The 25307-nt window shown below is 39.8% G+C and carries 22 protein-coding genes; 17 read left to right on the top strand and 5 right to left on the bottom strand.

What is annotated here, in order from left to right:
• From AWN68_RS00110 to AWN68_RS00080, 7 genes are all read left to right on the top strand, one after another.
• A complete protein-coding gene (locus tag AWN68_RS00110; RefSeq protein ID WP_068409816.1) occupies window positions 1–561 on the top strand; it encodes a DUF7010 family protein in 561 nt (186 codons plus the stop codon).
• A gap of 153 nt (window positions 562–714) precedes the next feature.
• Window positions 715–1272 (top strand): fasciclin domain-containing protein, encoded by a 558-nt coding sequence (locus AWN68_RS00105; protein ID WP_068409814.1) that lies wholly within the window; start codon window positions 715–717, stop codon window positions 1270–1272.
• Between the two features lie 84 nt (window positions 1273–1356).
• Window positions 1357–2013: a DUF4331 family protein gene (locus AWN68_RS19205; protein WP_068409813.1), complete on the top strand. Its 657-nt coding sequence runs from the start codon at window positions 1357–1359 to the stop codon at window positions 2011–2013.
• Window positions 2014–2038: 25 nt separating this feature from the next.
• A complete protein-coding gene (locus tag AWN68_RS19200; RefSeq protein ID WP_068409804.1) occupies window positions 2039–2584 on the top strand; it encodes a DUF4331 family protein in 546 nt (181 codons plus the stop codon).
• 112 nt (window positions 2585–2696) lie between these two features.
• A complete protein-coding gene (locus AWN68_RS00090; RefSeq protein WP_068409803.1) occupies window positions 2697–3992 on the top strand; it encodes a tetratricopeptide repeat protein in 1296 nt (431 codons plus the stop codon).
• On the top strand, window positions 3992–4489 hold the full coding sequence (locus AWN68_RS00085) for a hypothetical protein (protein WP_068409802.1): 498 nt from the start codon (window positions 3992–3994) through the stop codon (window positions 4487–4489). The genes AWN68_RS00090 and AWN68_RS00085 overlap by 1 nt, the downstream gene beginning before the upstream one ends.
• A gap of 132 nt (window positions 4490–4621) precedes the next feature.
• On the top strand, window positions 4622–6877 hold the full coding sequence (locus tag AWN68_RS00080) for a TonB-dependent receptor (RefSeq protein WP_068411402.1): 2256 nt from the start codon (window positions 4622–4624) through the stop codon (window positions 6875–6877).
• Window positions 6878–7037: 160 nt separating this feature from the next.
• On the opposite strand, the gene AWN68_RS00075 is transcribed toward AWN68_RS00080, so the two are convergent.
• The 4 genes from AWN68_RS00075 to lpdA all read right to left on the bottom strand — a co-directional run bounded on the left by AWN68_RS00075 (window position 7038) and on the right by lpdA (window position 10439).
• Window positions 7038–7247 (bottom strand): hypothetical protein, encoded by a 210-nt coding sequence (locus AWN68_RS00075; protein WP_068409801.1) that lies wholly within the window; start codon window positions 7245–7247, stop codon window positions 7038–7040.
• 339 nt (window positions 7248–7586) lie between these two features.
• Window positions 7587–8408 carry an anti-sigma factor gene (locus tag AWN68_RS00070; RefSeq protein WP_068409800.1) on the bottom strand — a complete coding sequence of 274 codons (822 nt, stop codon included), beginning with the start codon at window positions 8406–8408 and terminating at the stop codon, window positions 7587–7589.
• Window positions 8409–8912: an RNA polymerase sigma factor gene (locus AWN68_RS00065; protein WP_245657907.1), complete on the bottom strand. Its 504-nt coding sequence runs from the start codon at window positions 8910–8912 to the stop codon at window positions 8409–8411.
• Between the two features lie 129 nt (window positions 8913–9041).
• Window positions 9042–10439, bottom strand: a complete 1398-nt coding sequence (gene lpdA, locus AWN68_RS00060; RefSeq protein WP_068409798.1) for a dihydrolipoyl dehydrogenase — start codon at window positions 10437–10439, stop codon at window positions 9042–9044.
• A gap of 166 nt (window positions 10440–10605) precedes the next feature.
• Between lpdA and fabG the strand changes: the two genes are divergently transcribed.
• From fabG to AWN68_RS00040, 4 genes are all read left to right on the top strand, one after another.
• Window positions 10606–11352 (top strand): 3-oxoacyl-[acyl-carrier-protein] reductase, encoded by a 747-nt coding sequence (gene fabG / locus AWN68_RS00055; protein WP_068409796.1) that lies wholly within the window; start codon window positions 10606–10608, stop codon window positions 11350–11352.
• A gap of 187 nt (window positions 11353–11539) precedes the next feature.
• Window positions 11540–13612, top strand: a complete 2073-nt coding sequence (locus AWN68_RS00050) for a vWA domain-containing protein (protein WP_157716008.1) — start codon at window positions 11540–11542, stop codon at window positions 13610–13612.
• 77 nt (window positions 13613–13689) lie between these two features.
• Window positions 13690–14511: a tetratricopeptide repeat protein gene (locus AWN68_RS00045; protein ID WP_157716007.1), complete on the top strand. Its 822-nt coding sequence runs from the start codon at window positions 13690–13692 to the stop codon at window positions 14509–14511.
• A 34-nt stretch (window positions 14512–14545) separates the two neighbouring features.
• Complete coding sequence (locus AWN68_RS00040) at window positions 14546–14968, top strand: DoxX family protein (protein WP_068409789.1); 423 nt, start codon at window positions 14546–14548, stop codon at window positions 14966–14968.
• Between the two features lies 1 nt (window position 14969).
• Here AWN68_RS00040 and AWN68_RS00035 read toward each other — a convergent pair whose 3' ends face one another.
• Window positions 14970–15434 carry an Lrp/AsnC family transcriptional regulator gene (locus AWN68_RS00035; RefSeq protein ID WP_068409788.1) on the bottom strand — a complete coding sequence of 155 codons (465 nt, stop codon included), beginning with the start codon at window positions 15432–15434 and terminating at the stop codon, window positions 14970–14972.
• Window positions 15435–15582: 148 nt separating this feature from the next.
• On the opposite strand from AWN68_RS00035, the gene AWN68_RS00030 reads away from it, so the two are divergent.
• From AWN68_RS00030 to AWN68_RS00005, 6 genes are all read left to right on the top strand, one after another.
• Window positions 15583–16836: a cystathionine gamma-synthase family protein gene (locus AWN68_RS00030; RefSeq protein ID WP_068409784.1), complete on the top strand. Its 1254-nt coding sequence runs from the start codon at window positions 15583–15585 to the stop codon at window positions 16834–16836.
• Window positions 16837–16955: 119 nt separating this feature from the next.
• Complete coding sequence (locus AWN68_RS00025) at window positions 16956–17291, top strand: PadR family transcriptional regulator (protein ID WP_068409782.1); 336 nt, start codon at window positions 16956–16958, stop codon at window positions 17289–17291.
• On the top strand, window positions 17278–19854 hold the full coding sequence (locus tag AWN68_RS00020) for an ABC transporter permease (protein ID WP_068409780.1): 2577 nt from the start codon (window positions 17278–17280) through the stop codon (window positions 19852–19854). The genes AWN68_RS00025 and AWN68_RS00020 overlap by 14 nt, the downstream gene beginning before the upstream one ends.
• Window positions 19855–19886: 32 nt before the next feature.
• Window positions 19887–20573, top strand: coding sequence for a hypothetical protein (locus AWN68_RS00015; protein WP_068409777.1), 687 nt, complete (start codon window positions 19887–19889; stop codon window positions 20571–20573).
• Between the two features lie 511 nt (window positions 20574–21084).
• Window positions 21085–24183, top strand: coding sequence for a SusC/RagA family TonB-linked outer membrane protein (locus AWN68_RS00010; protein WP_084362697.1), 3099 nt, complete (start codon window positions 21085–21087; stop codon window positions 24181–24183).
• A gap of 11 nt (window positions 24184–24194) precedes the next feature.
• Window positions 24195–25307: SusD/RagB family nutrient-binding outer membrane lipoprotein (locus AWN68_RS00005; RefSeq protein ID WP_172796014.1), on the top strand; the 1113-nt coding region annotated here is incomplete at its 3' end.

Below are 25307 nucleotides of genomic sequence, written 5' to 3'. Positions count from 1 at the left end.
ATGGAAAGTCAAAAGTCATTCAACACCCTTCGGCACGAAATCATAATTCAAAATAAGAATGGTGTCAACTTTATCTTGGCCGCCTCAATTTGCTGGCTCTTGATTGCTATTGTGTGGCAATTACCATACTCAGACAAACAAAGGGCGTTATTTACCTTCTTTTGTACCGCTCCTTTAATGCCTTTGGCCTGGATATTTTCCAAGGTGTTCAAAACAGTATGGAAAATTGAAAACAACCCCCTCAACGAATTGGGGCTTTGGCTCAATTTCGCCCAGTTATTCTATTTTCCTTTCGTGTTCATCTTTTTTAACCAAAACCCAAGCCAAATGGTGATGGCTTTGGCCATTATCACTGGAGCTCATTTTTTTCCTTATGGCTGGTTCTATAAAACAAAAAGCTACTCGGTCATGGCAGGCGTAATATCGGTTGGCACTGCTATCCTTGGCACGAGAACAATTGATACGCCTTCATTTTTTGTGGCGGCATTCATGGTAAGTTGTTTATTGGTCTTGAGTCTTTGGACCTTTTCAAGTTATAAAAGCGTCCGTTCTCAGGAATAAAGAAAGAAGCACATCATTCTTCAGTTCTTTCTATAAGTCTCTTTTGCCTTTAGTGCTTTCATTAAGCACCGCGAAAAATAAATTTTCCCTCCCCCTAAATCCAGTAGTGCATAGGGCTCCGTATGTATGTCCGAAATCAAAAACAATTATCTAATGAAAAAGAAAATCACACAATTACTGATGATCGCGTTTTTCGCCATAGGAGCAAATTCAATTAAAGCCCAAAGCACCGTAATGGTGGGAGGAGAAAAGATGTATCCTATGAAGAACATTATTGAAAACGCAGTAAATTCAAAAGACCACACCACCCTAGTTGCCGCAGTGAAAGCAGCAGGCTTGGTAGAAACTTTGCAGGGCGCAGGACCATTTACGGTTTTCGCACCTACCAATGCAGCATTCGCCAAATTGCCAGAAGGAACAGTAGCAACACTATTGAAACCTGAAAATAAGCAAATGCTGACGCAAGTACTTACTTACCATGTAGTGGCAGGTAGAATGGATTCCAAAGCCATTATGAAAGCCATTAAAAAAGCAAATGGCATGGCAAAATTAACAACTGTAAGTGGAGGCATACTGATTGCCAAAATGAACGGTGAGAAGAACATTACATTAACAGATGAGAAGGGAAACTCATCCAATATTTCCCTGTACGATGTTTACCAGTCAAATGGAGTTATCCATGTAATCGACTCGGTCGTACTTCCTAAGTAAACCATCAAATTTTACATAACTATTTACAAATCAGGTTGATAAAATATCAATCCAGAATTCTTATTGTCAAAAATTAATAACATTATGAAAAGAAAAGCAGTAATCACCCTCGGTAGTTTGGCCCTAATCGCCACAGCCTACCTTTTCGCAGCGGATCATATTGATGCCCCTGGCGTTGCAAGTACATCTTCGGATATCACAGACTTTTACGCATTCCAAAGCCCAGAATCTAGCTCGAACGTAGTGTTCGTGGCCAATCTTCAAGGCTTATTATCACCATCGGCCTCAGCCTCGGCAAATTTTGACGAGAACGTAATGATTGAATTCAATATCGACAATACTGGAGATGCTGTAGAAGACCTAGTGATCCAGTGTACATTCAAAGACGGTAAAGTTTATGTGTATGGCCCAATGGCACCAACAAGAACAGGGTTGGCCTCAACAATTGTTTCTTCAATGACAGCATCTGCTCAGGCGGATATAACAGCTTATGGCGCAACTGCTTCAGTTGGAACATCCGGTGGAATGAAAGTTTTCGCTGGCCCAAGAGATGATCCATTCTTCATGGACTTTGCTCAGTACGGTGAAATCATTGCTGGAAACGCAACAAGTTTTAACAGCCCAGGAGCCGATACTTTCGCAGGCACCAATGTAATGTCTGTTGTAGTTGAAGTTCCAAAATCAACCGTAGGCGGATCAGGAACGATCAATACTTGGGTAACTAGTAATAGAAAGCAATAATTTTTAACCAGAAAAAGATACTAAGATGAAAAAGACATATATAAATAAATTTTGGGCAGTAGCAGCAGTATGCGTGCTAGCCTTGGGTAGTGTATCATGTGGTGACGATGACTCAGAAATGACCCCAGAAACTTCAACTACTTATGTTCAAGAAGATCAAATGGGTAGACCTGCAATCAACACTGTATTTGTTTCGGCTGATAAAAAAGATGAGTTCAATACTACTGTTCCTTCTATGCAGTCGGCTGCATTTCAGTCAGCGTTTCAAGCTAAGCTTTTGGCTTTAAACCCAGATTACACTACAAATTTACTCACCTTTAGTGCTGCCGCTTTTACAGGAGCTTTAGCAACAGATGTATTAAGTTTATCATTAGACGGAACAACAACTTTCTATGATGGCACCAACGTGTTAACAGGTAGAGCTTTGGCCGATGACGTTATCACAGTAGAATTGATTTTGATCTTTGGTGGCCCAGATGCTACTGAAAAGCCAGGTCTTACTGATGATAATGTTAGTTCAAACGACAAAGCATTCTTGTCTACATTCCCTTACTTGGCCACACCTTGGTAAGCAACAAATAACCAAGCAGCAGTCTTGAGAGTCACCCTGAACTTGTTTCAGGGCCCGTTCAAACACACTACTTTCAAGGCTGCTACTTTTTCCCACCTCAAAAACTATAATCATGAAAAATCTAATTTGGCTATTACTTAGCTGCGCAGTTCTTTCTTGTCAAAGCAAAGTGTCAGAACAAAAAATTGCCGATTCGGCAGATTACAATCAGTTTCTAGAGGAGTCACCTTCACAACAATCTTTAGAAACACTGAACGAAGAAATCCAATTCTGGGAAAACAAACTTTCCATCTCCCCTAATAGCTTTACCTATATCAGTAAACTCGCTGGCTTAAGCAGCAGAAAATTCAGACTCGATGGATCGGTAGAACATATCTATACTTCCGATAGTCTTTATAAAAGAGCTCTTGAACTAAACCCTTTTAGTAAAGCAGGCTTATACCAAGCATTAAGCGGAAACTCTATTACAAAACATGAGTTTGCCGATGCAAAAAAATACGCTGAACTGGCTTTGCTAGAAGGCGATAAAAAAATGAGCACTTATTACCTGCTCTTCGATGCCCTAATGGAGCTCGGTGAATACCAAAGAGCAACGGGTATTCTGAACATGCAGAAAAACAAAACCACTTTTGATTACCTAGTCAGATCTTCCAAACTGGCAGATCACAATGGAGATCTTGATCAAGCGATTGCGCTTATGGAACAAGGATTTGAACGCGTAAAAGCAGACAATTCTCTTTTCTCTTGGGCAAAAGCAAACCTTGGCGATATGTATGGCCATGCCGGAAGAATTCAAGATTCATACAACGCTTATTTAGAAGTGTTGAATAAGAACCCTGAGCACTGGCATTCACTACAAGGTATTGCTTGGATCAATTTTGCGCACGATAAAAATACGACCGAGGCCAAGAGAATTTTGAACAAGGTGAAAGCGCATAATAACGACCCTCAAATCAATTTCATTCTGGCTGAAATTGCTGAGTATGAAAATAATGAGGTGCTTTCTACCGAGTTAAAAAAGGCTTACTACGCCCAGGCATCTTCCCCCGAATATTTAGGAATGTACAATAAGTACCTTATCCTATTAGAAGCCGAAGATCTAGAAATGCACGATGCGGCCCTAGCAAGAGCTACAGCAGAACAAGTTAAAAGGCCAACCGCTGAAATGTATGACCTATTGGCTTGGTCTTATTTCCAAAGTGGAAATAACGAGAAGGCTTTAGAACTGGCGAAAAACCACATCGAAGACAAATCTTCACACCCAGAAGTACTTTATCATCTAGGCGTGATCTTCAAAAATAACAACTTTGAGAAAAAAGGTAACGCATACTTAAGAGAGGCTCTAGAAAGCACTTTTGAGTTGGGCCCTTTAACTACTGAAAAAATCAAACAAGCGTTAAAAAGCTAATGATCAAATCTGTCGCTACCGGAACTCTAATCACTTATGTGATGATCCTATTTGGATATGGGGTGGCTTCAGCGGGTCATGAACTTTTGCACGACATTAAAAATCCATTCCATACCCATGGTCAAGTTAACGAACACGACCATCGGCATGAGGATGATCATCAAGAAGACAATGATCACCACAAGCATAATGCTCCTCAGAATCAAGAAGATCATCATGCTGACAATAATCACGATTATGTCGAAACGGTGGCAATCAAAAGCCATGATATTGAAGACCATACGAATGGATTCGACAAACTGAACGGTCAGGATCAAGATGTTTCACCAACCGAAACTTTAAATCCCCTTTTCATCTTTGTTTACGCACAATCCAATAGTATCATTGAAAGCACAACATCAAATTTTAAGCTTTCAGAAACAGAACATCATTATTTAAGCCTTTACAAAAGCCTAGGCACAGAGCCGATCACTCCCCCACCTTCAGTCCTCGGTTGATCTTCAACCGCCAACACATCTGTTGGTAACAACAAATCATTTATTGAGCACAGTGCAAATATTTGTCCTGAACAGGATTGGAATGTCTGCTAGCATAAATCTGTCGCTCATGAGGCTTAAACATTAATGAACATGAAATTTAAATTCATCATAGGATTGCTTTGTCTATTTTCCGGCAGTCTGGCTGCCCAAACAGGAGAAATCAAGGGCACCATTATAGATCAAGATTCTGGAGAACCGTTAATCGGTGCCAGCATTGTAATTGCGCAAACCAATGTAGGTGCAGCAGCAAATAGTTACGGAAAGTTCTCAATTCAAAACCTTAAAAACGGTGAATATGAGCTTGAAGTTAGTTTTGTTGGTTTCGAAAAACTAAACCAAAAAATTGAAGTGAAAGAAGGAAATACAACCCAAGTAGAACTTACGATGAAGCCTTCTGCGCTTTCACTTGGCGATGTACAAATCACTCAAAACTTGGCACAGAATGTCTCTATTATTTCGGCATTAGACATCGAGTTAAGACCAATTAGTACATCGCAGGATGTATTAAAAATTGTACCAGGCCTTTTCATTGCTCAGCATGCTGGAGGAGGAAAAGCAGAACAAATTTTTCTTCGCGGCTTTGACATTGACCATGGAACAGACATTGCCCTTTCGGTAGATGGAATGCCAGTAAATATGGTTTCGCATGCACATGGCCAAGGTTATTCTGATCTGCACTTTGTAATTCCAGAAACCATTGAACGTGTAGCTTTCGATAAAGGACCCTATTATGCCAACAAAGGAGATTTTAACACTGCAGGTTTTGCAGCCTTCAGTACTAAAAAACGATTGGAGTCTAATCTATTTAAAATAGAAGGTGGTCAATTCGGTACTTTTAGAACTGTTGGCCTTTTCAATTTACTGGAGCCAAAAACGACCAAAGATCCAAGCCTTTATTTGGCCACGGAATACTTCCGTACCGATGGTTATTTTGAAAGTTCACAGCGTTTTAACCGATTCAATACCCTATTAAAATTCCACCAGCGACTTTCAGACAACAAAACTTTAGAGCTATCAACGTCTGCTTTTACCAGCAGCTGGGATGCTTCCGGACAAGTACCTTTAAGAGCAATTGAAAGCGGACAAATCTCAAGATTTGGAGCGATTGACGACACCGAAGGAGGACAAACTAGCCGAGTGAATTTGAATGCTAAACTGACTACGGACCTTTCGGATGGAGGCATTATTGAGAATCAGGTTTTTATGTCAAACTATGACTTTGAGCTGGTTTCAAACTTTACCTTTTTCTTGAACGACCCGATAAATGGAGACCAAATTACGCAAAGCGAAAACCGCCAGATTTATGGCAGTAATAATAGCTATTGGAACAACTGGAATCTTTTTGGCCTAAAAGCCTCCACCGAATTTGGAACAGGTTTTAGGTATGACCAAGTGAATGATATTCGTCTTTCAAGAACACTAAACCGAAAAGAAGTGCTGACGGATTTAGCGAGGGGAGATATCAGAGAATCCAGTGTGTATGTTTATGCCGAAGAGCAATTGGAACTGACCAATAGGCTATCCTTAACCACCGGCTTAAGATATGATTACTTCACTTTCGATTATGTAGATGCACTTACACCCATCTATGAGAGACAGGTCCAGAACAAGGGAATTTTAACTCCAAAATTCAAACTAAGCTATGAAGCAGGTAAGAATTTAAACCTCTACGTGAAGTCAGGAATTGGTTACCATTCAAATGACACACGAGTTGTGGTGGCCCAAAACGGAAACGATATTCTGCCAAAAGCTTATGGTGTGGACCTTGGTACACTTTGGAAACCCACTGAAAACCTATTGGTCAATGTAGCGCTATGGCGCCTAGACTTAGCTCAAGAGTTTGTTTATGTGGGTGATGAAGGCGTGGTAGAAGCTGGAGGAAAAACACAAAGACAAGGAGTGGATTTAACGATTCGCTACCAACTGACACCTTCATTATACGCGAACATGGATATGAATTATACAGATCCTAAATCGGTAGCTGAAGCTGAAGGTCAAAATTACATTCCATTAGCACCTACATTCACCAGCATTGGTGGATTGAATTATGAAGGGAAAAGAGGGCTTAGAGGAAGTTTGCGCTACCGTTATTTAGACGATAGGGCAGCCAACGAAGACAACAGTGTAGTTGCCAAAGGGTATTTCTTATTGGATGCTGTTTTGAACTATGAAGTTGGTGCCTTCGACTTTGGGCTTTCTATAGAAAATGTTCTGAATACAGAGTGGAGGGAAGCGCAATTCGATACAGAATCGAGATTACGAAACGAAGCTCAATCCGTAAGTGAAATACACTTTACACCAGGCACACCATTTCAAGCAAGATTATCTGTTGCAGTTAAATTCTAAACGAAAAGACCTTTGACAAGGGAATTCAAGCAATTGATTTTCTGATGGGAGTCTCACCGTAAGTTGAGGCTCTTTTTTTATGAAGACTATTTTGGCATAGTCTTCATAAAAAAAACTCTCGGGAGTTATTCTCTAACCCTCCAAGAGTTTTAATCTTAAGTTATTTCCTTTTACCAGCCACCAATACAATAGCACCTACTACGGCTAAAACACCTCCAGTAATTGGTGACCAATAAATAGGGTTACTTTCTTTTTTGTTGATTTCCACAACGCCTAGATCGACCACTTCCTTTTTGGTGACTAAATCAACCCCGGTAAAAATGGTCATTAAAATTCCGGCTACGAGTAATATTGTTCCTATGATCTTCATGATTTTTCAAGTTAAGTTGGTATTGAAATCAAAAATGCAATTAATGCTCCATTACGTTTAAAGTGTTTCAGATAGGTTTTTGCTATAGAATAGTGTAGATATTATTGCACAGTTGTATTCGAATTTCTCACTACCATGGAGGCAAAACTCTAAATAAGATCCTTCGTTTCTCATCCGCTAAAGCTCCTGAGAACGCTGTCCTCAGGAAAAAAAAGTGACAGTGGTTGTGCTTTCTGTCTGTCATTAAGATTAATGGCAGACCAATTTTTCAGAAAAAAATGGACACAAAAAAACCACCCAGAGGTGGTTTTTAATTTCTTTAGTATAAGCTTTTAACACTTAAACTGCTCCAGCTACCTGCATCAAGTCAAGCGTTGGATTCACACTTCCGCCTTTAGGCTCAATGGTTACTGCAAACATCGATGCATTCTGAATATCCTTCATTTTCATCAGTCCTTCTACATTGTAGTCAAACACACCCATATCTACAGGCACTCCATCTACAATGGCCCAAAGCTGATATTGTTGCTCTTCAGTTAGTGTTTTAAGTTGCTTAATATTCAAGTAAGCTTCATCGGTTTTGGCATTCCAGTAAACGCTGGCAGCAAAAGATTGGGTTGGATCTACCGCCCCCATATTCACGCGTTTAAAATCGGTGTCGCTAATAATATCAATATCAGCCACCAAGCCGTCTAAACGATTATTCACTTGGTTATACTGCTCTGCCATTTGCGTATTCTGTGCTTGTAGCTGAGCAAAAGCATCGGAAGAAGACTTCCATTTTCCATGGTAATCATAAGCCAAGTATGATGTTACCAGTGCTATGGTTACCGAAGCGGCCACCATATATTTCCACATTCCGTTATTGGTTTGCGGCATCGGAATCACCTTTGATTCTTCCTTTTGTTGCGTACTCTCTTTTTTCAACCCCACCTCATTATCTCCCAAAGCCGACATAATGTTTGCTTTCAAATCTGCTGGTGGTTGGATTGCAGTAGCCATGGCGATGCCTTCTAAGCTGTCCTCAATGGCGTTTAATTCTTCACGCAATTCAGGATACTCAGCTAGGCGCAACTCTACATCTATACGCTCCTGTGGGGAGAGCGTATCGAAGATGTATTCTTCGAGTATGCCAGACGCTATGTATTCTTTAATATCCAATTACAACTGTACTTTATTTCTTAAATGTTTTAAAGCCGATCGCAAACGAGACTTTACTGTACCCAAGGGTATATCGTATTCGTCAGCGATTTCTGAATGAGAAAAGCCTTCGAAATATACCTTAAGTAAGACAAACCTTTGTTCTTCCACAAGGTCGTCCATTAACTCTCTTACACCAATTCCATCAACTGAGGTCTCTGTGCTATTTTGTCGGTCGATGGTATATACGTACTCGTCTATAGAATCAGTTTTAGCACTCCTTTTTATTTCTTTGGAACGGATTTTATCAATGGCAGCATTCCTCGTCAAATTGAGCATCCAAGTAAATAGACGTCCCTTTTTAGAATCATACAATGCAATCTTATTCCAAATTTTCAAGAAAATATCTTGAACTACCTCAGCCGTCACGTCCTCATCTTGCACAATCCGCTGGGCTGCGCCAAACAAAGCTGCGCCATACTTATCATATAAATATGATAGTGCGTCCTTGTCCTGTTTTTTCAATCTCAGAATCAAGTCTTGCTCTTCAATATGGTCTGGGGTGCGTGCTATTGGTAGTAGGTTATTTTGTAAAAGTAAAGGGCTTGTTGAACAAGCCCTTTACCTTCTAAATATATTATTATAAACCGTGGTTTACAAATGAATTACTTCATCATAAGCCGCAGCTGCTGCTTCCATAATGGCCTCAGACATGGTTGGGTGAGGGTGAACAGTTTTAATGATCTCATGCCCAGTAGTTTCCAGTTTTCTTACAGAAACCATTTCGGCAATGAGTTCAGTTACGTTAGCGCCAATCATATGGGCACCTAGTACTTCGCCATATTTTGAATCGAAGATTAACTTTACAAAACCATCGCTTGCGCCACCTGCTTTTGCTTTTCCTGAAGCTGAGAAAGGAAATTTACCTACTTTAATCTCGTAACCTGCTTCTTTTGCTGCTGCTTCGGTATACCCGACAGAAGCTACTTCTGGCTGACAATAAGTACAGCCTGGGATGTTACCGTAATCCAATGCTTCTGGCTTTTTACCAGCAATATTTTCAACACAAATAATACCTTCAGCAGACGCTACGTGGGCCAAAGCTGGGCCATGAACGATATCGCCAATGGCATAAATGCCGTCTACATTCGTTTTGTAAAAGTCGTCTACAATTACTTTTCCTTTTTCGGTTTTCACCTTAAGGTCTTCAAGACCAATTCCTTCTAAGTTGGTAGAAACACCTACTGCAGAAAGTACTACATCAGCCTCTAGTTTCTCTTCGCCCTTCTTAGTTTTAACCGTAACCTTACAAGTTTTACCTTTTGTATCTACAGAAGTCACTTCAGCGTTGGTCATGATTTTCATGCCTGCTTTTTTGAAGCTCCTTTCCAATTGTTTAGACACCTCAGCATCTTCAACCGGAACAATTCTGTCCATGTATTCAACAATAGTTACTTCCGTTCCAATTGAATTGTAGAAGTAAGCGAACTCAACTCCGATAGCTCCAGAACCAACAATCACCATAGATTTTGGCTGTTTGTCGAGCACCATGGCTTGTCTGTAACCAATAATTTTCTTTCCGTCAATTGGCAAGTTTGGCAATTCTCTAGAACGGCCGCCAGTCGCTAAAATGATGCTATTCGCAGAATAGTCTACTTTTTTACCATCTGCGCCAGTTACTTCAACTTTTTTACCCGCCTTAAGCTTACCAAAGCCTTCTATATGATCGATCTTGTTTTTCTTAAACAAGAACTGAATTCCTTTGCTCATTCCGCCCGCTACGTCACGGCTACGTTTTACCATGCTATCGAAATCGGCAGAAACACCACCGTCAATCTTAATTCCGTAGTCTTGTGCGTGTTGAACATACTCATATACCTGAGCACTTTTAAGCAATGCTTTGGTTGGGATACAACCCCAGTTCAGGCATATTCCGCCTAGTTCTGAGCGCTCTACCACGCCAACTTTCATACCCAATTGAGAAGCTCTGATCGCTGCCACATATCCACCGGGTCCACTGCCTATTACTATCAAATCGTATTTAGTAGCCATATTTTATGAGGTTTTTTCTGTTCAATGCGGCAAAGTTAAGCCAAATGTTCGCAAATAAAATAGTCGAATTGGAGGTATTGATCCTTTTCGTTTTCTTTGAACAGGATTAGAAACTACTGACGCTTGTTGAGTTAACCGCAAGCAGATTTAATTGTTAAACAGAAATATGGGTTTATTAACAGGAAAAACAGCACTTGTTACTGGTGCATCGAAAGGAATTGGTAGAGCAATTGCCACCAAAATGGCCCAAGAAGGAGCCAATGTAGCGTTCACTTATTTGTCGAGTGTTGAAAAAGGCGAAGCTTTAGAAAAAGAGCTTGCTGCTTTTGGCATAAAAGCAAAAGGATTTAGATCGAATGCTGCTGAATTTGCTGCCGCTGAAGAATTAGTAACTGCCGTAGTCGCTGAATTCGGAAGCTTAGATATTTTGGTAAACAACGCTGGCATTACCCGCGACAATCTTTTAATGAGAATGTCGGAAGAAATGTGGGACGATGTAATCAACGTTAACCTCAAATCTTGTTTCAACACCGTGAAGGCCGCCACCAGGACTATGATGAAGCAAAGAGCAGGTTCTATCATCAATATTACTTCTGTAGTGGGTTTAAAAGGAAATGCTGGCCAAGCCAATTATGCAGCCTCTAAAGCTGGAATCATTGGTTTCACCAAGTCTGTAGCTTTAGAATTAGGCTCAAGAGGAATCCGTTCAAATGCGGTGGCTCCTGGTTTTATTGAAACCGAAATGACAGATGCCTTAGACGAAAAAACAGTACAAAGCTGGAGAGATGCCATTCCTTTGAAAAGAGGTGGTTCTCCAGAAGATGTGGCCAACGTTTGCCTTTTCCTGGCTTCAGACATGTCGGCTTATGTTACTGGCCAAACCCTTCAGGTAGATGGCGGAATGCTTACCTGATTTTAGATACTTATATATAGTTGGCGCTTTTATGTTGAAAATGCTTTTTTACTTCCCCTTAAAACAGGATTTAGCACGTTGAAATAAAGGCGCTAACTATTTGATTACCTTCTCGTATCTTACCTAGCTTAAATGGCTTTATTGTAAATCCAATTTAGAATTCAACCCCATAAACGCAGATTGTCAATTGATATTCGCTAGCCTTCTTCTTAAAACAGATGTCCCTTCGTGGTTTATTCTTTTCTGTTTATTGGCTGGGGCACTTTATGTGTTTCTACTTTATTCTAAAAAGTCACCTTGGTCTAAAAACACCAACCGTGCATTGGCTGGGCTGCGTTTTGTACTTGTTACTTTGCTTTGTTTTTTACTCATGGGGCCACTCCTCAATCAGGTTTCTTTTTTCGAAGAGAAGCCAGTGGTGGTAATAGCCATGGACAACTCAGCTTCTATGCCGGCTACTTATGAAGCGGACGAATTTGAGTCATTGAAAACTCAACTTGCAGAAGTCGCCAAGCAAATTGCTGATGAGGGTTACGAAGTAAAAGTCAAAAGTTTACAAGATTATGTGACCAATGTTAACGCTGTTAATTATGACCAAAACGCTACTAATTTAGAGGCCTTGCTCAAGGGGATTTCCAGCGATTATGAGCAACAAAACTTGGCGGGCGTTGTTCTTGCCAGCGATGGCATTCATAATTATGGTATTTCACCTCAGTTTACTCAACTCAATTTTCCTGTAGTTACTATCGGCTTGGGCGATACCATTCCAGCCAAGGATTTGAGCATTAAAAGTCTGAACTATAACAAGATTGTTTATGAAGGCAATCGTTTTCCGCTTGTGGTCGAGGTCTTTAATAATGGCTTCGTGAATGAAAATGTGAAGGTTCAAGTGTTGAAAAAAGGGAAGGTGATTGAAGAAAAGTCTTTCAGCCCAAAAGGAGATGAACAAATAAATTCGCTTGAGTTTATTCTGAACGCAGAAACAAAAGGCATTGAAACTTACCAAGTACAAATTCTTCCTCTGGAGGGAGAAAACTCAACCTTGAACAATACCCAACAGGCCTTCCTAGAAATAGTCGATAGCAAGCAAAAAATACTGATTACCGCCCGTGCGCCTCACCCAGACATTAAGGCACTAAGAAATGTAATTGAACAAAATGAGGGTACCGAAATGCAAGTGTTTGTTGACGGAATCAATACCGATATCCCCGAAGGGCCTTTTGACCTCATTGTTTTACATCAGCTACCTGCTATTGAGAGTTTGCCCGTTTGGTTAGACAATGCGCTGAAAACAACGAACAGCTTTTACATTACGGGAACAAGTTCTTTGAGTGCTATCAACGAAAAGAACCCAGTCTTGTCTTATAATAATGCAGGGCAATCGGACAATGCAGGGCCTTACTTCAATCAAAATTTCGAGCTGTTCAAAATTGATGAAGTCTTGGCGCAACGACTTGCGGAATACCCTCCTATTTCTGTCCCTTACGGCCAGTTCGAGTTCAAAACCCAAGCAGACATTTTACTTTATCAGCGTATAGGTTCCGTACCTACACAACGCCCGTTATTGAGTATTTACAATGGAGATGAGTTGAAATCCGCAGTGTTCTCTGGGTCTGACTTTTGGAAATGGTCGCTGCAAGAATATGCCCTTAATAACGATCAAAAAATGTTCAATAACTTGATGGGCAAACTGATTCAATACTTGGCCACCAAAGATGACAAACGTAGCTTCAGGGTGAACACAGGGCAAAAACAATACTATGACAGCGAAGCAATTGAATTCAATACTGAAGTGTATAACGAGCTTTATGAGAAGGTTTATGACCGTAACATTGACCTGACCATTACCGATGAACAAGGCGGAAAGCAAGAGCTCAATTATGTAAATAGCACAGGTAGTAACTATAAAGTGACTGGCTTAACGCCAGGGGTTTATAGCTTTGAGGCTTCGGCAACGGTGAACGGAAAACGAGAAATTGCGCAGGGTACTTTTTCAGTTCAAAAACTAGATTTGGAGAACATTAATCTTACAGCCAATCATCAACTATTAAAGAATATTGCTAATAACTCTGGGGGCGAATTTATTTCTCAAGACAGAGTCAATGAAGCCTCAAACTACTTTAAGAGCCTAGCTGCGAAATCTATCACACGTTCGGATGAAAAGCTGCAATCCATCATTAATAACCCTTGGTTGCTTCTTCTTTTCTTGGTGCTGGTTTCGACAGAATGGTTCATTAGAAAATACAACGGTAGTTATTAATCCACACAACAAGGTAAAGCCAAATCTTTTCGCTATAAATTCATTGATTAAACTAAAATATTAGTTTAATTAGGAGTATGAATTCCCTGAAAACTCTTTTAAGCCTAGTGGCTTTTCTGGCCCTAAGCGCATGCAGCATGGAAGCCACGCAAGAAGAAGCCGATATACTGTTTGGCGAAGGCGACTTTAAAGCGGCAGCGGTCAAATACGACATTGTAGTGAAGTTAGAGCCAAATAATGCTGCGGCAATTTTCAACAGAGGGCTTTCTAGGGTGAAAACTGAAGATTATGAAGGGGCGTATGATGATTTCACTTACCTAATCAGAGGAAATATCAACCTTAAGAAAGCTTTACTGGGTAGAGCAAAGTGTTCGTATGAGCTAGAACGATACAAAGGAGTGATTATGGATATAAATAAGGTACTCAGTCAGGATCCTGAAAATATTGAAGGCCTTGAATTACGCGGTAATGCTTATGTAAAACTCTTTAAACATGGTAACGCCATATTGGATCTCAACAAGGTGATTGAAGCCGAACCCAATAATGTGCTTGCTCATGTAAATCGAGGAGCGGCTTACGCAAGGGCTGGCCCAATGTACACAGCAAGAGCAATCCAAGATTTTGATAAAGCCATTAAGTTAGACCCCAAGTTAGCTGTTGCCTATTTTAACAAAGGAGCTGTTTATTTCTTTAGCGAATACTGGGATGGTGCAATTGAAGTTTTTAATCAAGCGCTTGCCATTGATCCAGAATATGCTGAGGCCATCACTAGAAGAGGTATGGCCAAACAAAATTCACCCAAATACACAATAGCCGAAGCCTGCACAGACTTCAAAAAAGCTGACAAATTAGGTGATGAACTAGCTGCCGAATACATAAAAGAGTTTTGCAAAAACTAGTTTATTTTTCACCTTAGGGGAATAAACGATCGCCATGTTCAAAAAACTTCTCACTACAGGAAATCATAGTTCATCTACCAGTTTTGCTTTATTGCTTTTAAGAGTAGGCCTAGCAATAATGATGCTTACACATGGTTACCCAAAGTTTTTAAAGCTCATAGAAGGTAATTTCCAATTTGGCGACCCCATAGGTTTAGGGGTAGAAGTTTCACTTAGCCTAGCGGTATTGGCTGAGTTTCTCTGTTCTCTACTTTTAATATTAGGCTTATTCAGCCGTTATGCACTTGTGCCTTTGATGGTTACAATGGCTGTAGCACTCTTTGTTGTACATATCTCTGATCCTTTCGGCACTCAAGAAAAGCCAGCTATCTATCTTCTAACCTTCTTTTTCTTATTCATTACGGGTCCTGGTAAATACTCCCTAGATAAAAAATTATTTGGAAAGAGAACTTTCTAACCTATAGAAATTGATTTGGAATTTGAGTAGAGTGTTTGATTTCAGACATCACAAAGGAACTTTGTACAGTTCCTATATTATCTAAGTCTGCGAGTTTCTTAGAGATAAACCGCTGATATTCGTCCATATTGGGCACCAATACCTTTAGCAGATAATCGAACATCCCACCAATGTGATAACAATCTATTACTTCATCTAACATCTGAATATCTCGTTCAAATTTTTCGATAAACGAGCGCTCATGATTTTTTAAGGAAACGCTACAAAAAGCCATCATCATCAAACCTACCTTCTTCCTATCTATTCGGATTGAATATTGTTGAATATAGCCTTCCCTTTCAAGCTTCTTAATTCGTTCATGTACGGGAGTTGTAGTTAGGCCTAAGGCCGCAGCAATTTCCTTAGTCGTCTTTTTGGCGTCTAGTTGCAGGAGCCTTAGAATTTGTTTGTCAATTTTGTCAACCATTTTGTAGCAAATTTTTCTAAACACTTCGGTAAAGAAGGGTCAATTTAGAATTAAATTCTACTATTTAATACTACATAGATATATTTCCTAATTAGATAAACAATCAAAGAACAAATGACTTTCGTGTTAATTTTGTATAAAAAACAGCATGAACAATCCACAACTTCACCCAGAGAGTTTAATGATGTCTTATGGTTACAAACCTGAGCTTTCCGAAGGATCATTAAAATGCCCAATTTTTCAGACCAGTACTTTTGTTTTCAAAACGGCAGAAGAAGGAAAAGCCTTTTTTGAGGTAGCCTATGGTTTACGCGAAAAGGGTGAAATCGAAGAGCTTGGGTTGATTTATAGCCGACTGAATAATCCTGACCTTGAAATTCTTGAAAACAGATTAACACTTTGGGACAAAGCCGAAGACTGCGCTGTATTTGAAAGCGGAATGTCGGCCATTACTACTGTGTTGATGGAGTTTTTAAGTCCAGGTGACGTGCTTCTTTATAGCCAACCTGTGTATGGCGGAACCAGCCACTTCATAGAGCAAATCATTACCCGATTTGGTATTAAAGTTATCTCTTTCGATTCGAAGGATTCTGATGAGGACATCATCAATAGAATTGAAAAAAGCGGCTTTGGTAATAAGGTAAATATGGTCTATATAGAAACCCCTGCCAACCCCACTAATCAACTTATCGATATGGTCATGTGTAAGCGATTGGCCAATCGCTATAGCACAGAAGAACGTCAAACTTTAGTAGCAGTTGACAATACTTACATGGGACCACTTTGGCAACATCCTTTGAAGCACGGAGCTGATTTGGTGCTTTATTCTGCTACAAAATACATTGGCGGTCATAGCGATGTAATTGCAGGCGCCTGTTTGGGCCCAAAAGAATTAATGGGACGTGTAAAAGGCATGCGAACTTTCTTAGGTAACATGGCTGGTCCATGGACAGGCTGGTTGCTAATGCGTAGCTTGGAAACCCTGAAAGCACGAATGAATGTTCAAGAAAAGAATGCCCAGAATGTGGCTAAATTCTTGATCAATCATCCAAAAGTGGGTGAAGTTTTCTATTTGGGAAATATCAAAGACGAAAACCAACAACGTATTTTCGACCAACAATGTGAAGGTACTGGCGCCATGGTTTCCTTCGAAATAAAAGCCGACAAAACTGAAAAGGGAGCTTTCAAATTCTTGAATAATCTAAAACTAATGAAGCTTGCCGTGAGTCTTGGCAGTACAGAGTCGCTAGCAGAGCATCCTGCTTCGATGACACACGCGGGAGTATCTCCAGAAGACAGAGAAAAATACGGCATCAGCCCTCAGCTTATCCGCCTTTCTATTGGTGTAGAGCACCAAGACGATATTATTGGGGATATTAAGCAGGCATTGGCTGATATATAACCTCAAGTCTTCGAATCTTCATTTCAAATCAAAAATCAGACAGTTCACTACTTCTGATTTTATTTTTTAAACATTTGTTAATTATATTCGTCTTTATATTTTAAACAACTGTTAATTATATGAGCGAACAATCTCTTGGTACCTTAGAAGAAACCGCACTGATCATAGTACTTATGAAAGATCAAAGTTACGGTGTAGAAATCGTACAAATTTATGAGCGGCATATGGAACAGTCTATTTCTCTACCTGCTATTCATATTGTATTAAAAAGATTACAAAAGAAGGGGTTAGTAAAATCTTCGTTTGGAGAATCCACACCTGAAAGAGGTGGAAAGCGAAAAAGATACTATCAAGGTACTCCATATGGCTATCGTGTTATCGCAGAAATTCAAGAAAGACGCAATCAAATGTGGTCTTTAGTACCCAAGAATTCTTTTCATTATGGACTCCTATAAAAACCCTCCCCGTTGGGCCCTAAGGCTCTTACAAGAGGTTTGCCCTTCAGATATCGCAGAAGAAGTGGAAGGTGATTTATTTGAAGCTTATCAATGGCGTTTAGCAGAAAAAGGTCAAAATTATGCCAAACGCAAATACATTTTTGAGGTACTAAGATGCCTCCGCTATTACAGAATCAAAGTCCGAACTCAAAACTCAAGTGTCATGTTAATTCAAAACTATTTTAAGACCGGTCTAAGGTTTTTATGGAAAACCAAAGGCTACTCTAGTCTAAACATCTTCGGCCTCGCACTAGGTATCGCTATTTCATGGTTGGCCTATATTTTCGTTTCAGATGAATATTCGTTTGATGCCTTCTATCCCAACGCAAGTCAGATTTACCGAACCACAGCCTCAATTTCCTTCAATGATAACACGGATAACTTTGCAGGTGCCTCCTACATTATGGGAGAGGAATTGCCCAGACAAGTACCAGAGATTATTCATAGTTCACGCTTTAAAAATGGATCTATCCTCGTGAAATTTGGGGAAGAGTACTTCAACCAAGTAATTCATTATGCAGACCCTGACTTCTTCGAAATGTTTTCTGTACCGATGGTCGTTGGAAATCACGGAGCCTTCACAGACCCTTCATCTGTTGTCATATCAGAATCAGTTGCAAAGCGCATGGGGATCGAATCTAATTTATCGAATGCTGAACTGATCACTACTAACGGCAGTGAAGAAGCCCGCTTTAACATTGTAGGTATTTATAAAGACTTTCCTCAAAACACTTCCATAAGACCTCAAGTGCTTTTTCCTTTTTCTTATTGGGCTAACAACAACCAAGAAAGGCTAAACACCTGGTTTGATATCAATATGAATGTTTTTTTTCAGCTTGATGAACAGTCATCAGCTGATCAGGTTTCTGAAAAAATCACAAAAGTCCTCTTACTCAATGAGGATTTCGATCAAGCGGTAGTAGGACTCCAACTTCAGGCATTAACGGATATTCATCTCGACCCAAATTTGAGCACAGGAAATGGTGTTTCAGCCCGGGGCGACAACCAACAGATCGTTATCATCATCACAATTGGTATATTTTGTCTACTAATCTCCTGTGTCAACTATGCCAATTTCGCGGTTGGCAACTATCAGGTAAGGCTCAAAGAAGTGGCTTTAAGAAAAGTGTTTGGGGCTAAAACTGGCTCCGTTTTCAAGCAATTCATTACGGAAGCATTCATTTCTACTTTTTTGGCCTTAGTCATTTCTGTCCTCTTCATTTACCTTATTCTTCCAGGCTTTGCCAGTTATGCTAACAAACAGTATGACCTCAATATGGTTTTTAACTCAGAAATGTTAATAGGTGGTTTAACTTTGATGCTTGTTGCTACAATTTTGGCAGGACTCTACCCAGCCCTACTTCTTGCACGTTATAAAATGGTGCATGGATTAAAAGGAAAGGCAAAGTTAGGAGGCAAAAATTACCTCAGTCGAGGTTTGATTTCACTTCAGTTCGCAATTTCTGTGTTTCTTATTGCGGGAATGCTCACCATGAACAAGCAACTCAACTTTATGCTGAATCAGGATATAGGCTACCATGGAGAAAACGTAATCAAGTTATTTCGGCCAATTGATGACGAACAGGCACACGCAGCATTCAAAAATGATTTGCTTAAAATTTCAGGGGTTGAAAATGTATCCATAGCCTCTGGTTATAATGGCACCAACTACAAAGATGACGATGGCAATAATATAGATGTGGGCCATGCCCGAGTTGACCCTGACTACCTCGAGGTTTTGAAAATGAAAATTCTGGAGGGGCGCAATTTCAATCGCAATCTACCAACAGATTTTACCGAGGCTATTCTTGTGAACGAAACTTTTGTAAAACAACAGAACTTAGAAAATCCTATTGGTCAACAGATTAATTTTGAATATGGTGACTTCAAAAAACCTACTATTATTGGTGTGGTTAAAGATTTTAATTTCGAGTCGCTGCACACCAATGTAAGCCCCATGTTACTCTATATGGGTAAAGAGCTGTTAACTTATAATACTTATATAAAAACTTCAGGGGTCAATCCTCAAATCTTACAACAAATTGAAGATGTGCACCGAGCCCATTTTTCACCCTATCCGCTCAGTTATACCTTTTTGGAAGACGACATTACCAAACAATATGAACTGGAAACAAGCATTCAAAAAATCGCTCAAGTTGGATCAATAGCCGCCATTTTCTTAAGCTGTGTAGGCTTGCTGGGGTTTGTAGGCACACAAGTAAGACAAAAAATGAAAGAGGTAAGTATCAGGAAAGCGGTCGGAGCTGATGGAAATCATATCTTCAGTCTCTTTGCTCAAAAGTATATTGTTTTACTGAGTTTGGGCATTATTATAGGAATGACCTGTGCTTTTTATTTTATCAGCAGTTGGCTAGATAATTTCGCTGAGCACATTGAGTTTGGTTTAGACATTGTTTCCATATCTATTGCTGTTGTGATACTAGTTGCTGCTTTGACTATCTTCTCGCAACTCTATAGAGCTATTAAACTTAACCCTGTCAAGTACTTAAAGGAAGAGTAGTCTCCAACCCTTTATTTGAAGTATATTCATTCATGAAAAAACTGTTCCGAATTCTGGCAATAACCTTACTGACCCTAATCCTAGGGCTTTTTGTTTTCTATTTGGTAAAAAATGAAAGCCTGCCTCAGGGAACAACTGGTCCAAAAGCCGACCAAACGGCAGTGAGTATGATGGCCGCCCTTAATAAATCTGCTTGGGACAGTACAGCAGCAGTTTCATGGACTTTCAAGGGTATTCATCATTATGAATGGAACAGAATTGAAAACTCAGTTCTTGTAAAATGGAATGAGAACGAAGTATTGCTCAATACAGACCATCAAACTGGTGAAGTGATTTATCCTGAAAAAATAAGGGAGGAAGGAAAAGAGAAACTGATCAAACAAGCGTTTGACTACTTCAATAATGATAGTTTCTGGCTCTGCGCTCCTTTCAAAGCCTTCGATCCTGGGACGGAAAGAAGCCTTGTTACACTCAAAGATGGAAGAGAAGGTTTAATGATTACATATACCTCAGGCGGCACAACACCAGGCGATTCCTATGTCTGGATTTTAGACGAAAACTATCAACCGATTTCTGTGAAAATGTGGGTGACCATTTTACCCCTTGGAGGAATGGAGTTTACCTGGGAGAACTATCTTACTCTTAGCTCAGGCGCACAGGTCGCCCAAGATCATATACTCTTCAATGGTGTGAATATTAATTTAATAAATATTCATTAAGCAATACTGCCTACAGTTGTTATGAAAGCATCAAGTTTAAGAATTCAGATTTGCTGACATCAAAAGAACAAAAAGGTTTAATCTGCTCCTCAAGGATCTTTTGTGCGGAAATACCGCTAACAGGAAGTCACTGCCAACCATCATTATTGATAAAATGTAATTTTTATTTTTCCAATAATGGGAATTATACAACGAGTAGATCAGAGCAGTACACAAGGCTAATCTTAACCAAAATAGGTTAAAACCCAGATTCTCGGTACGATATCCATTTTTAAATTACTTTTCCAAGCGCCCAATATAAAGTTTTGGCTAAATATTTAGTCGATGCTAGAATCGTCTATTTCTTTCAGTTTAAAGCACACGCTCTATAGATATTCGCATAGTACCACGGTATCAGCATATAATTTGTCTACAAGCGTCATAAATAAAGATTTATTCCTTAATAAGGCATTTTGACCTAATCATGTATTCATTAGGTTTAGAGCTATTTTAAACAATAAACTAAAACAACATGAAGAGACCTTTACAATTGTTTCGGTTCCTTGTCTTAATGCTGTTCACGACAGCACTAAGCGGGCAGGAACGGACAATATCTGGACGAGTGGTAGGAGCCGCAGACCAGATCCCGATCCCAAATGTTTCCGTAGTCATCAAAGGCACCACTACTGGGGTACCTACTGATCCAGACGGGAAGTATCAACTATCTATCCCTGAAAGCGGAACTACATTAGTTTTCCGCTTTATCGGATACGTTACTCAAGAAGTTGTCATCGGCAGTCAGACAGTCGTTGACATTCAACTCACTGAGGAGGCAACCAAACTAGGAGACGTTATTGTAACGGCCCAAGGGATTGCAAGAGAAAAGCGTGCGCTGGGTTTTGCACTAAGTGAAGTGAAGTCCGAAAGCATTGAACAACGACCTGAATCTAATGTACAGAACATTTTAAGAGGAAAGATTCCTGGTGTTCAAATTACTTCTACTGGCGGTATGCTAGGAAGTAGGAGTGATGTTATTATTCGTGGTGTATCTTCAATTAATGGAGACAACCAACCGCTCTATATCGTAGACGGTGTTTTCTATGAAGGAAACAGAATTGATGATTTAGACCCTAACAACATTGACGATGTACAAGTGTTAAAAGGACTCGCTGCATCTTCTTTGTATGGCCAAGAAGGTAGAAATGGGGTAATCATTTTCACCACTAAAACCGCGTCAGCGAGCCAAGCTGAAGATTTATCCATTACTGTTTCTCAACAGTATTATGTAAATCAAATTACTGGTCTTCCAGACTTCCAAAACACTTATGGCCAAGGTTCTGACAATGTGCCTAATACAGGTTTTGTTGGTAATTTTGGTGGTAGGTTCGATGATAATTTCATGGTACCACACCATTTAGACCAAGCTAGATTTGCTGAAGCATTTCCTCAATTCCAAGGTCAAGAGGTGCTTTATCAAGCCTATCCTAACCAGATCAAAGATTTCTTTAATAATGGAAGTGGTGCAAACACATCCTTACTCGGGAATGCGAGAATTGGAGAAACTAGCCTAGGTTTTAGTGTAGGTTATAATAGTGAAAGAGGTTACATCGAATCAAATAGATCAGACAGACTGAACCTTTCATTAAGTGCCAATACCAAGTTAGCAGAGAAACTAAGTTTGCAAAGTACTTTTACTTTCACCAATAACTTACTTCGTGAGCCTCCTGGTGATATTTTCAGTAGAACGCTTTTCTTACCGAGAAACTTAGATTTGAATGGCCTCCCATTTGAAAGCCCAATTGATGGATCAAGTGTATGGTACAGAACTGATAGGGACAATCCGTTATGGCAGCAGAAAAACCACATCATTGGTTCTGATGCCAACAGAATTTTCATGAAGATTGGTTTAACCTACGATATAACAGATTTCTTGAAGTTTGGCTATCGTGTAGGGTATGACAACTACGTTACTGAAAGTTTCCAAAGAGAAAATTATGGTGGAGTAAGGTACAATGCAGGTCTTGGTTTCTACAACCAGTCTTCATTTACAAGGTCCAACTATGACCATAACTTCTTATTAAATACTACTGGACTTGAAATTAACGAAGACCTAACCATTACGAGTCAAGCAGGTTTCAACATGAGAAGTATCAATACAAGAAGCTTTGGTATCAACAGTACTGAGCAAGTTGTTTTCGGCTTCTTTAGACATGATAACTTCTTGTCTTACGCTCCAGCTGGAGATTCTAAACAAAGAACAAATGTGTTAGGACTTTATGCTCAAACTGAACTTTCGTTTAGAGATTATGCTTTCTTAACCTTGAGTGGTAGAAATGATTGGGGTTCTCAAGTAGAAAAGGCAAACAACTCTTTATTCTACCCAAGTGCTTCTGCATCATTTATTATGTCAGATGCATTGCCTGATATGGTTCCTGATTTTGTGGACTTCTTGAAGTTTAGATTAGGCTACGGTTCTTCTGCTGGCTTCCCTGGTTCTTACAGAACAAGAGCATCACTTGGTTCTGACCCAATTCGATTTGTTTCAGATACAGACGGTAACATTACTTCAAACTTTGTTTCAAGTACTCAACCCAACCCAAATCTTAAGCCTGAAAGACAAAGTGAAATTGAGTTTGGTGTAGAGACTACACTCTTCAATGGCCTTTTGGATATTGATATGAGTTATTACAACCGTATCAATAGAGACCAAATCTTTAGCTCAAACCTTCCTCCATCAACTGGTTTTACAAGCACTTCAATTAACGCTGGTAGAATCGATACTGAAGGTTTAGAATTAGGGGTTACGGTATTCCCAGTAAGAACTGGTAATCTAACTTACTCTATCACTAACAACTTCACTGCATACGAAACTACAGTGAAAGAATTACCTGAAGAGCTAGTAGAGTACTCTGGAAACAATACTGCCATCGTAGGCCAGCCTTTGGGCGTGTTCAGATCTACTTTTATTGTGAGAGATGACGAAGGCAATGCCTTAATCAACCCTGCCAATGGTAATTTCATTATCAGTAGTGATGTTGGTTTAGATCAAAAAGTAACTGGAGATCCTAACCCGGATTTCAGATATTCAATGATTCATGGTTTTACTTACAAAGGCTTTAACCTGACCGTTCAGTTAGAATATACGCACGGAGGTGATATAGCTACAAGTTATGTATCTAGTATTTATGAAAGAGGTGTTACTACTGATACTGAAGACAGAGAAGGTTCTTTCTACCTACCTGGTGTATATGGTGACGTGACTACTGGAGAGCCATTGAAAGATGAGTCTGGTAATAAAATACCTAACAGGTATCAGTTGACTTTGAACGATATCTTCTTTACCAACTCCTTTACTTCTTATGAGAACAGTATGTTCGATGCTTCGGTATTCAGAATAAGAGAGATTAACCTTAATTATAATCTCCCTAACACTTTTGTAAACCGAATTGGACTGAACAGTGCTTCTATAACAGGAAACATTCAAAACGTATTCTGGTATGCTCCACACTTCCCTAAGGGAATTAGATTGGATCCTGAAGCAAACACTTCTGGCGAAAACGGATTTGGTGAACTAGGGATCTCAGACCCTGCAATGAGAAAATTCTCAGTAGGACTTAGAGTAACATTTTAATGATGAAGAACATGAAAAACATAGTAATAAAATCTCTAGGGATGATCATGGCTTTCAGCTTAGTCATCTCTTGCGAAACCTTGGAGTTAGAGTCGCTTATAGAAAACCCAAATTCATTGGGACTTTCTTCTGCTAGCCCAGACTTTGTATTGAACGAAATGCAGCTCGATTTCAGAAACTTGAATCGAACTATTGGAGGTGGTGTAGACAATTCCATGAGAATGGAAGTGCTAGCCTCTACCTATAATGCGGTGACCTCTACTACTGCAATGAACGGAGAGTGGACAAGTCTTTATAACTTCAATGCCAACTTCAATGTATTGGAGAGCATTGCTGAAAAAGAGGGCTTAGGTTTCCATTTAGGAATGGCGCAAATCATGAAAGCTGCCCTATTTGTAAACGTGGTTGACCTTATTGGTGAAGCTGTTTATACGGAAGCCAACGACCCATCTATTCCAAAGCCAACATTAGATTCTGGTGAGTCGATTTATACAGCAATGTATGACCTGATCGATGAAGGAATAGCCAATTTGAAATCTGGTGCTAAGAGACCCGTAAATGATCTCTATTATGACGGTGATGCAGCTGCGTGGGTAAGATTTGCCAATAGTTTTAAAATCAAAATGTTGCTTACCACTAGATTGGTAACGGCTGCTGATTCTAAAACCAAGATTGATGCAATCTTAGCAGGTGGAGAGTACATTCAAAATAACAGCCAAGACTTTGAATTCCAGTATGGAGTAACGGCCGTTGTGAACGAAAGTAGACATCCATTAATGTCAGGTAGCTACACTACAGGTGCTGCAGGCTATAGACCTAATAACTTAATCTCTTACATGAAAGATTCTTCTGCAGTGCAAGATCCTAGATTGAGATACTACTTCTATAGACAAACCCTAGATGGCCCAACTGGCACTCAGCTTACTTGTGACGGTGCACCGAACTTCACTTTCTGTTATACAGGTGATGGCTATTGGGGCAGAGATCATGGTGATGATTCGGCTGCACCAGCAGATGGATTATTGAGAACTGTTTATGGGGCATACCCTGCAGCAGGAGCCTATGATAATGATCAAGGAGAGCCGGTAACTGTTGTTAGTAATCTTGGTGGTGATGGTATTCAC

It is taken from the genome of Roseivirga echinicomitans (assembly GCF_001592935.1).
Taxonomy (GTDB): domain Bacteria; phylum Bacteroidota; class Bacteroidia; order Cytophagales; family Cyclobacteriaceae; genus Roseivirga; species Roseivirga echinicomitans.
The sequence above is the reverse complement of the archived record's forward strand: the minus strand, read 5'-3'. Positions and strand labels throughout refer to the sequence as shown.

Bases quoted from the DNA above. Each gene is read 5' to 3' on its own strand.
- AWN68_RS00110 (WP_068409816.1), top strand. From the start codon at position 1: ATGGAAAGTCAAAAGTCATTCAACACCCTTCGGCACGAAATCATAATT.
- AWN68_RS00105 (WP_068409814.1), top strand. From the start codon at position 715: ATGAAAAAGAAAATCACACAATTACTGATGATCGCGTTTTTCGCCATA.
- AWN68_RS19205 (WP_068409813.1), top strand. From the start codon at position 1,357: ATGAAAAGAAAAGCAGTAATCACCCTCGGTAGTTTGGCCCTAATCGCC.
- AWN68_RS19200 (WP_068409804.1), top strand. From the start codon at position 2,039: ATGAAAAAGACATATATAAATAAATTTTGGGCAGTAGCAGCAGTATGC.
- AWN68_RS00090 (WP_068409803.1), top strand. From the start codon at position 2,697: ATGAAAAATCTAATTTGGCTATTACTTAGCTGCGCAGTTCTTTCTTGT.
- AWN68_RS00085 (WP_068409802.1), top strand. From the start codon at position 3,992: ATGATCAAATCTGTCGCTACCGGAACTCTAATCACTTATGTGATGATC.
- AWN68_RS00080 (WP_068411402.1), top strand. From the start codon at position 4,622: ATGAAATTTAAATTCATCATAGGATTGCTTTGTCTATTTTCCGGCAGT.
- AWN68_RS00075 (WP_068409801.1), bottom strand. From the start codon at position 7,247: ATGAAGATCATAGGAACAATATTACTCGTAGCCGGAATTTTAATGACC.
- lpdA (WP_068409798.1), bottom strand. From the start codon at position 10,439: ATGGCTACTAAATACGATTTGATAGTAATAGGCAGTGGACCCGGTGGA.
- fabG (WP_068409796.1), top strand. From the start codon at position 10,606: ATGGGTTTATTAACAGGAAAAACAGCACTTGTTACTGGTGCATCGAAA.
- AWN68_RS00045 (WP_157716007.1), top strand. From the start codon at position 13,690: ATGAATTCCCTGAAAACTCTTTTAAGCCTAGTGGCTTTTCTGGCCCTA.
- AWN68_RS00040 (WP_068409789.1), top strand. From the start codon at position 14,546: ATGTTCAAAAAACTTCTCACTACAGGAAATCATAGTTCATCTACCAGT.
- AWN68_RS00035 (WP_068409788.1), bottom strand. From the start codon at position 15,434: ATGGTTGACAAAATTGACAAACAAATTCTAAGGCTCCTGCAACTAGAC.
- AWN68_RS00030 (WP_068409784.1), top strand. From the start codon at position 15,583: ATGAACAATCCACAACTTCACCCAGAGAGTTTAATGATGTCTTATGGT.
- AWN68_RS00025 (WP_068409782.1), top strand. From the start codon at position 16,956: ATGAGCGAACAATCTCTTGGTACCTTAGAAGAAACCGCACTGATCATA.
- AWN68_RS00020 (WP_068409780.1), top strand. From the start codon at position 17,278: ATGGACTCCTATAAAAACCCTCCCCGTTGGGCCCTAAGGCTCTTACAA.
- AWN68_RS00015 (WP_068409777.1), top strand. From the start codon at position 19,887: ATGAAAAAACTGTTCCGAATTCTGGCAATAACCTTACTGACCCTAATC.
- AWN68_RS00010 (WP_084362697.1), top strand. From the start codon at position 21,085: ATGAAGAGACCTTTACAATTGTTTCGGTTCCTTGTCTTAATGCTGTTC.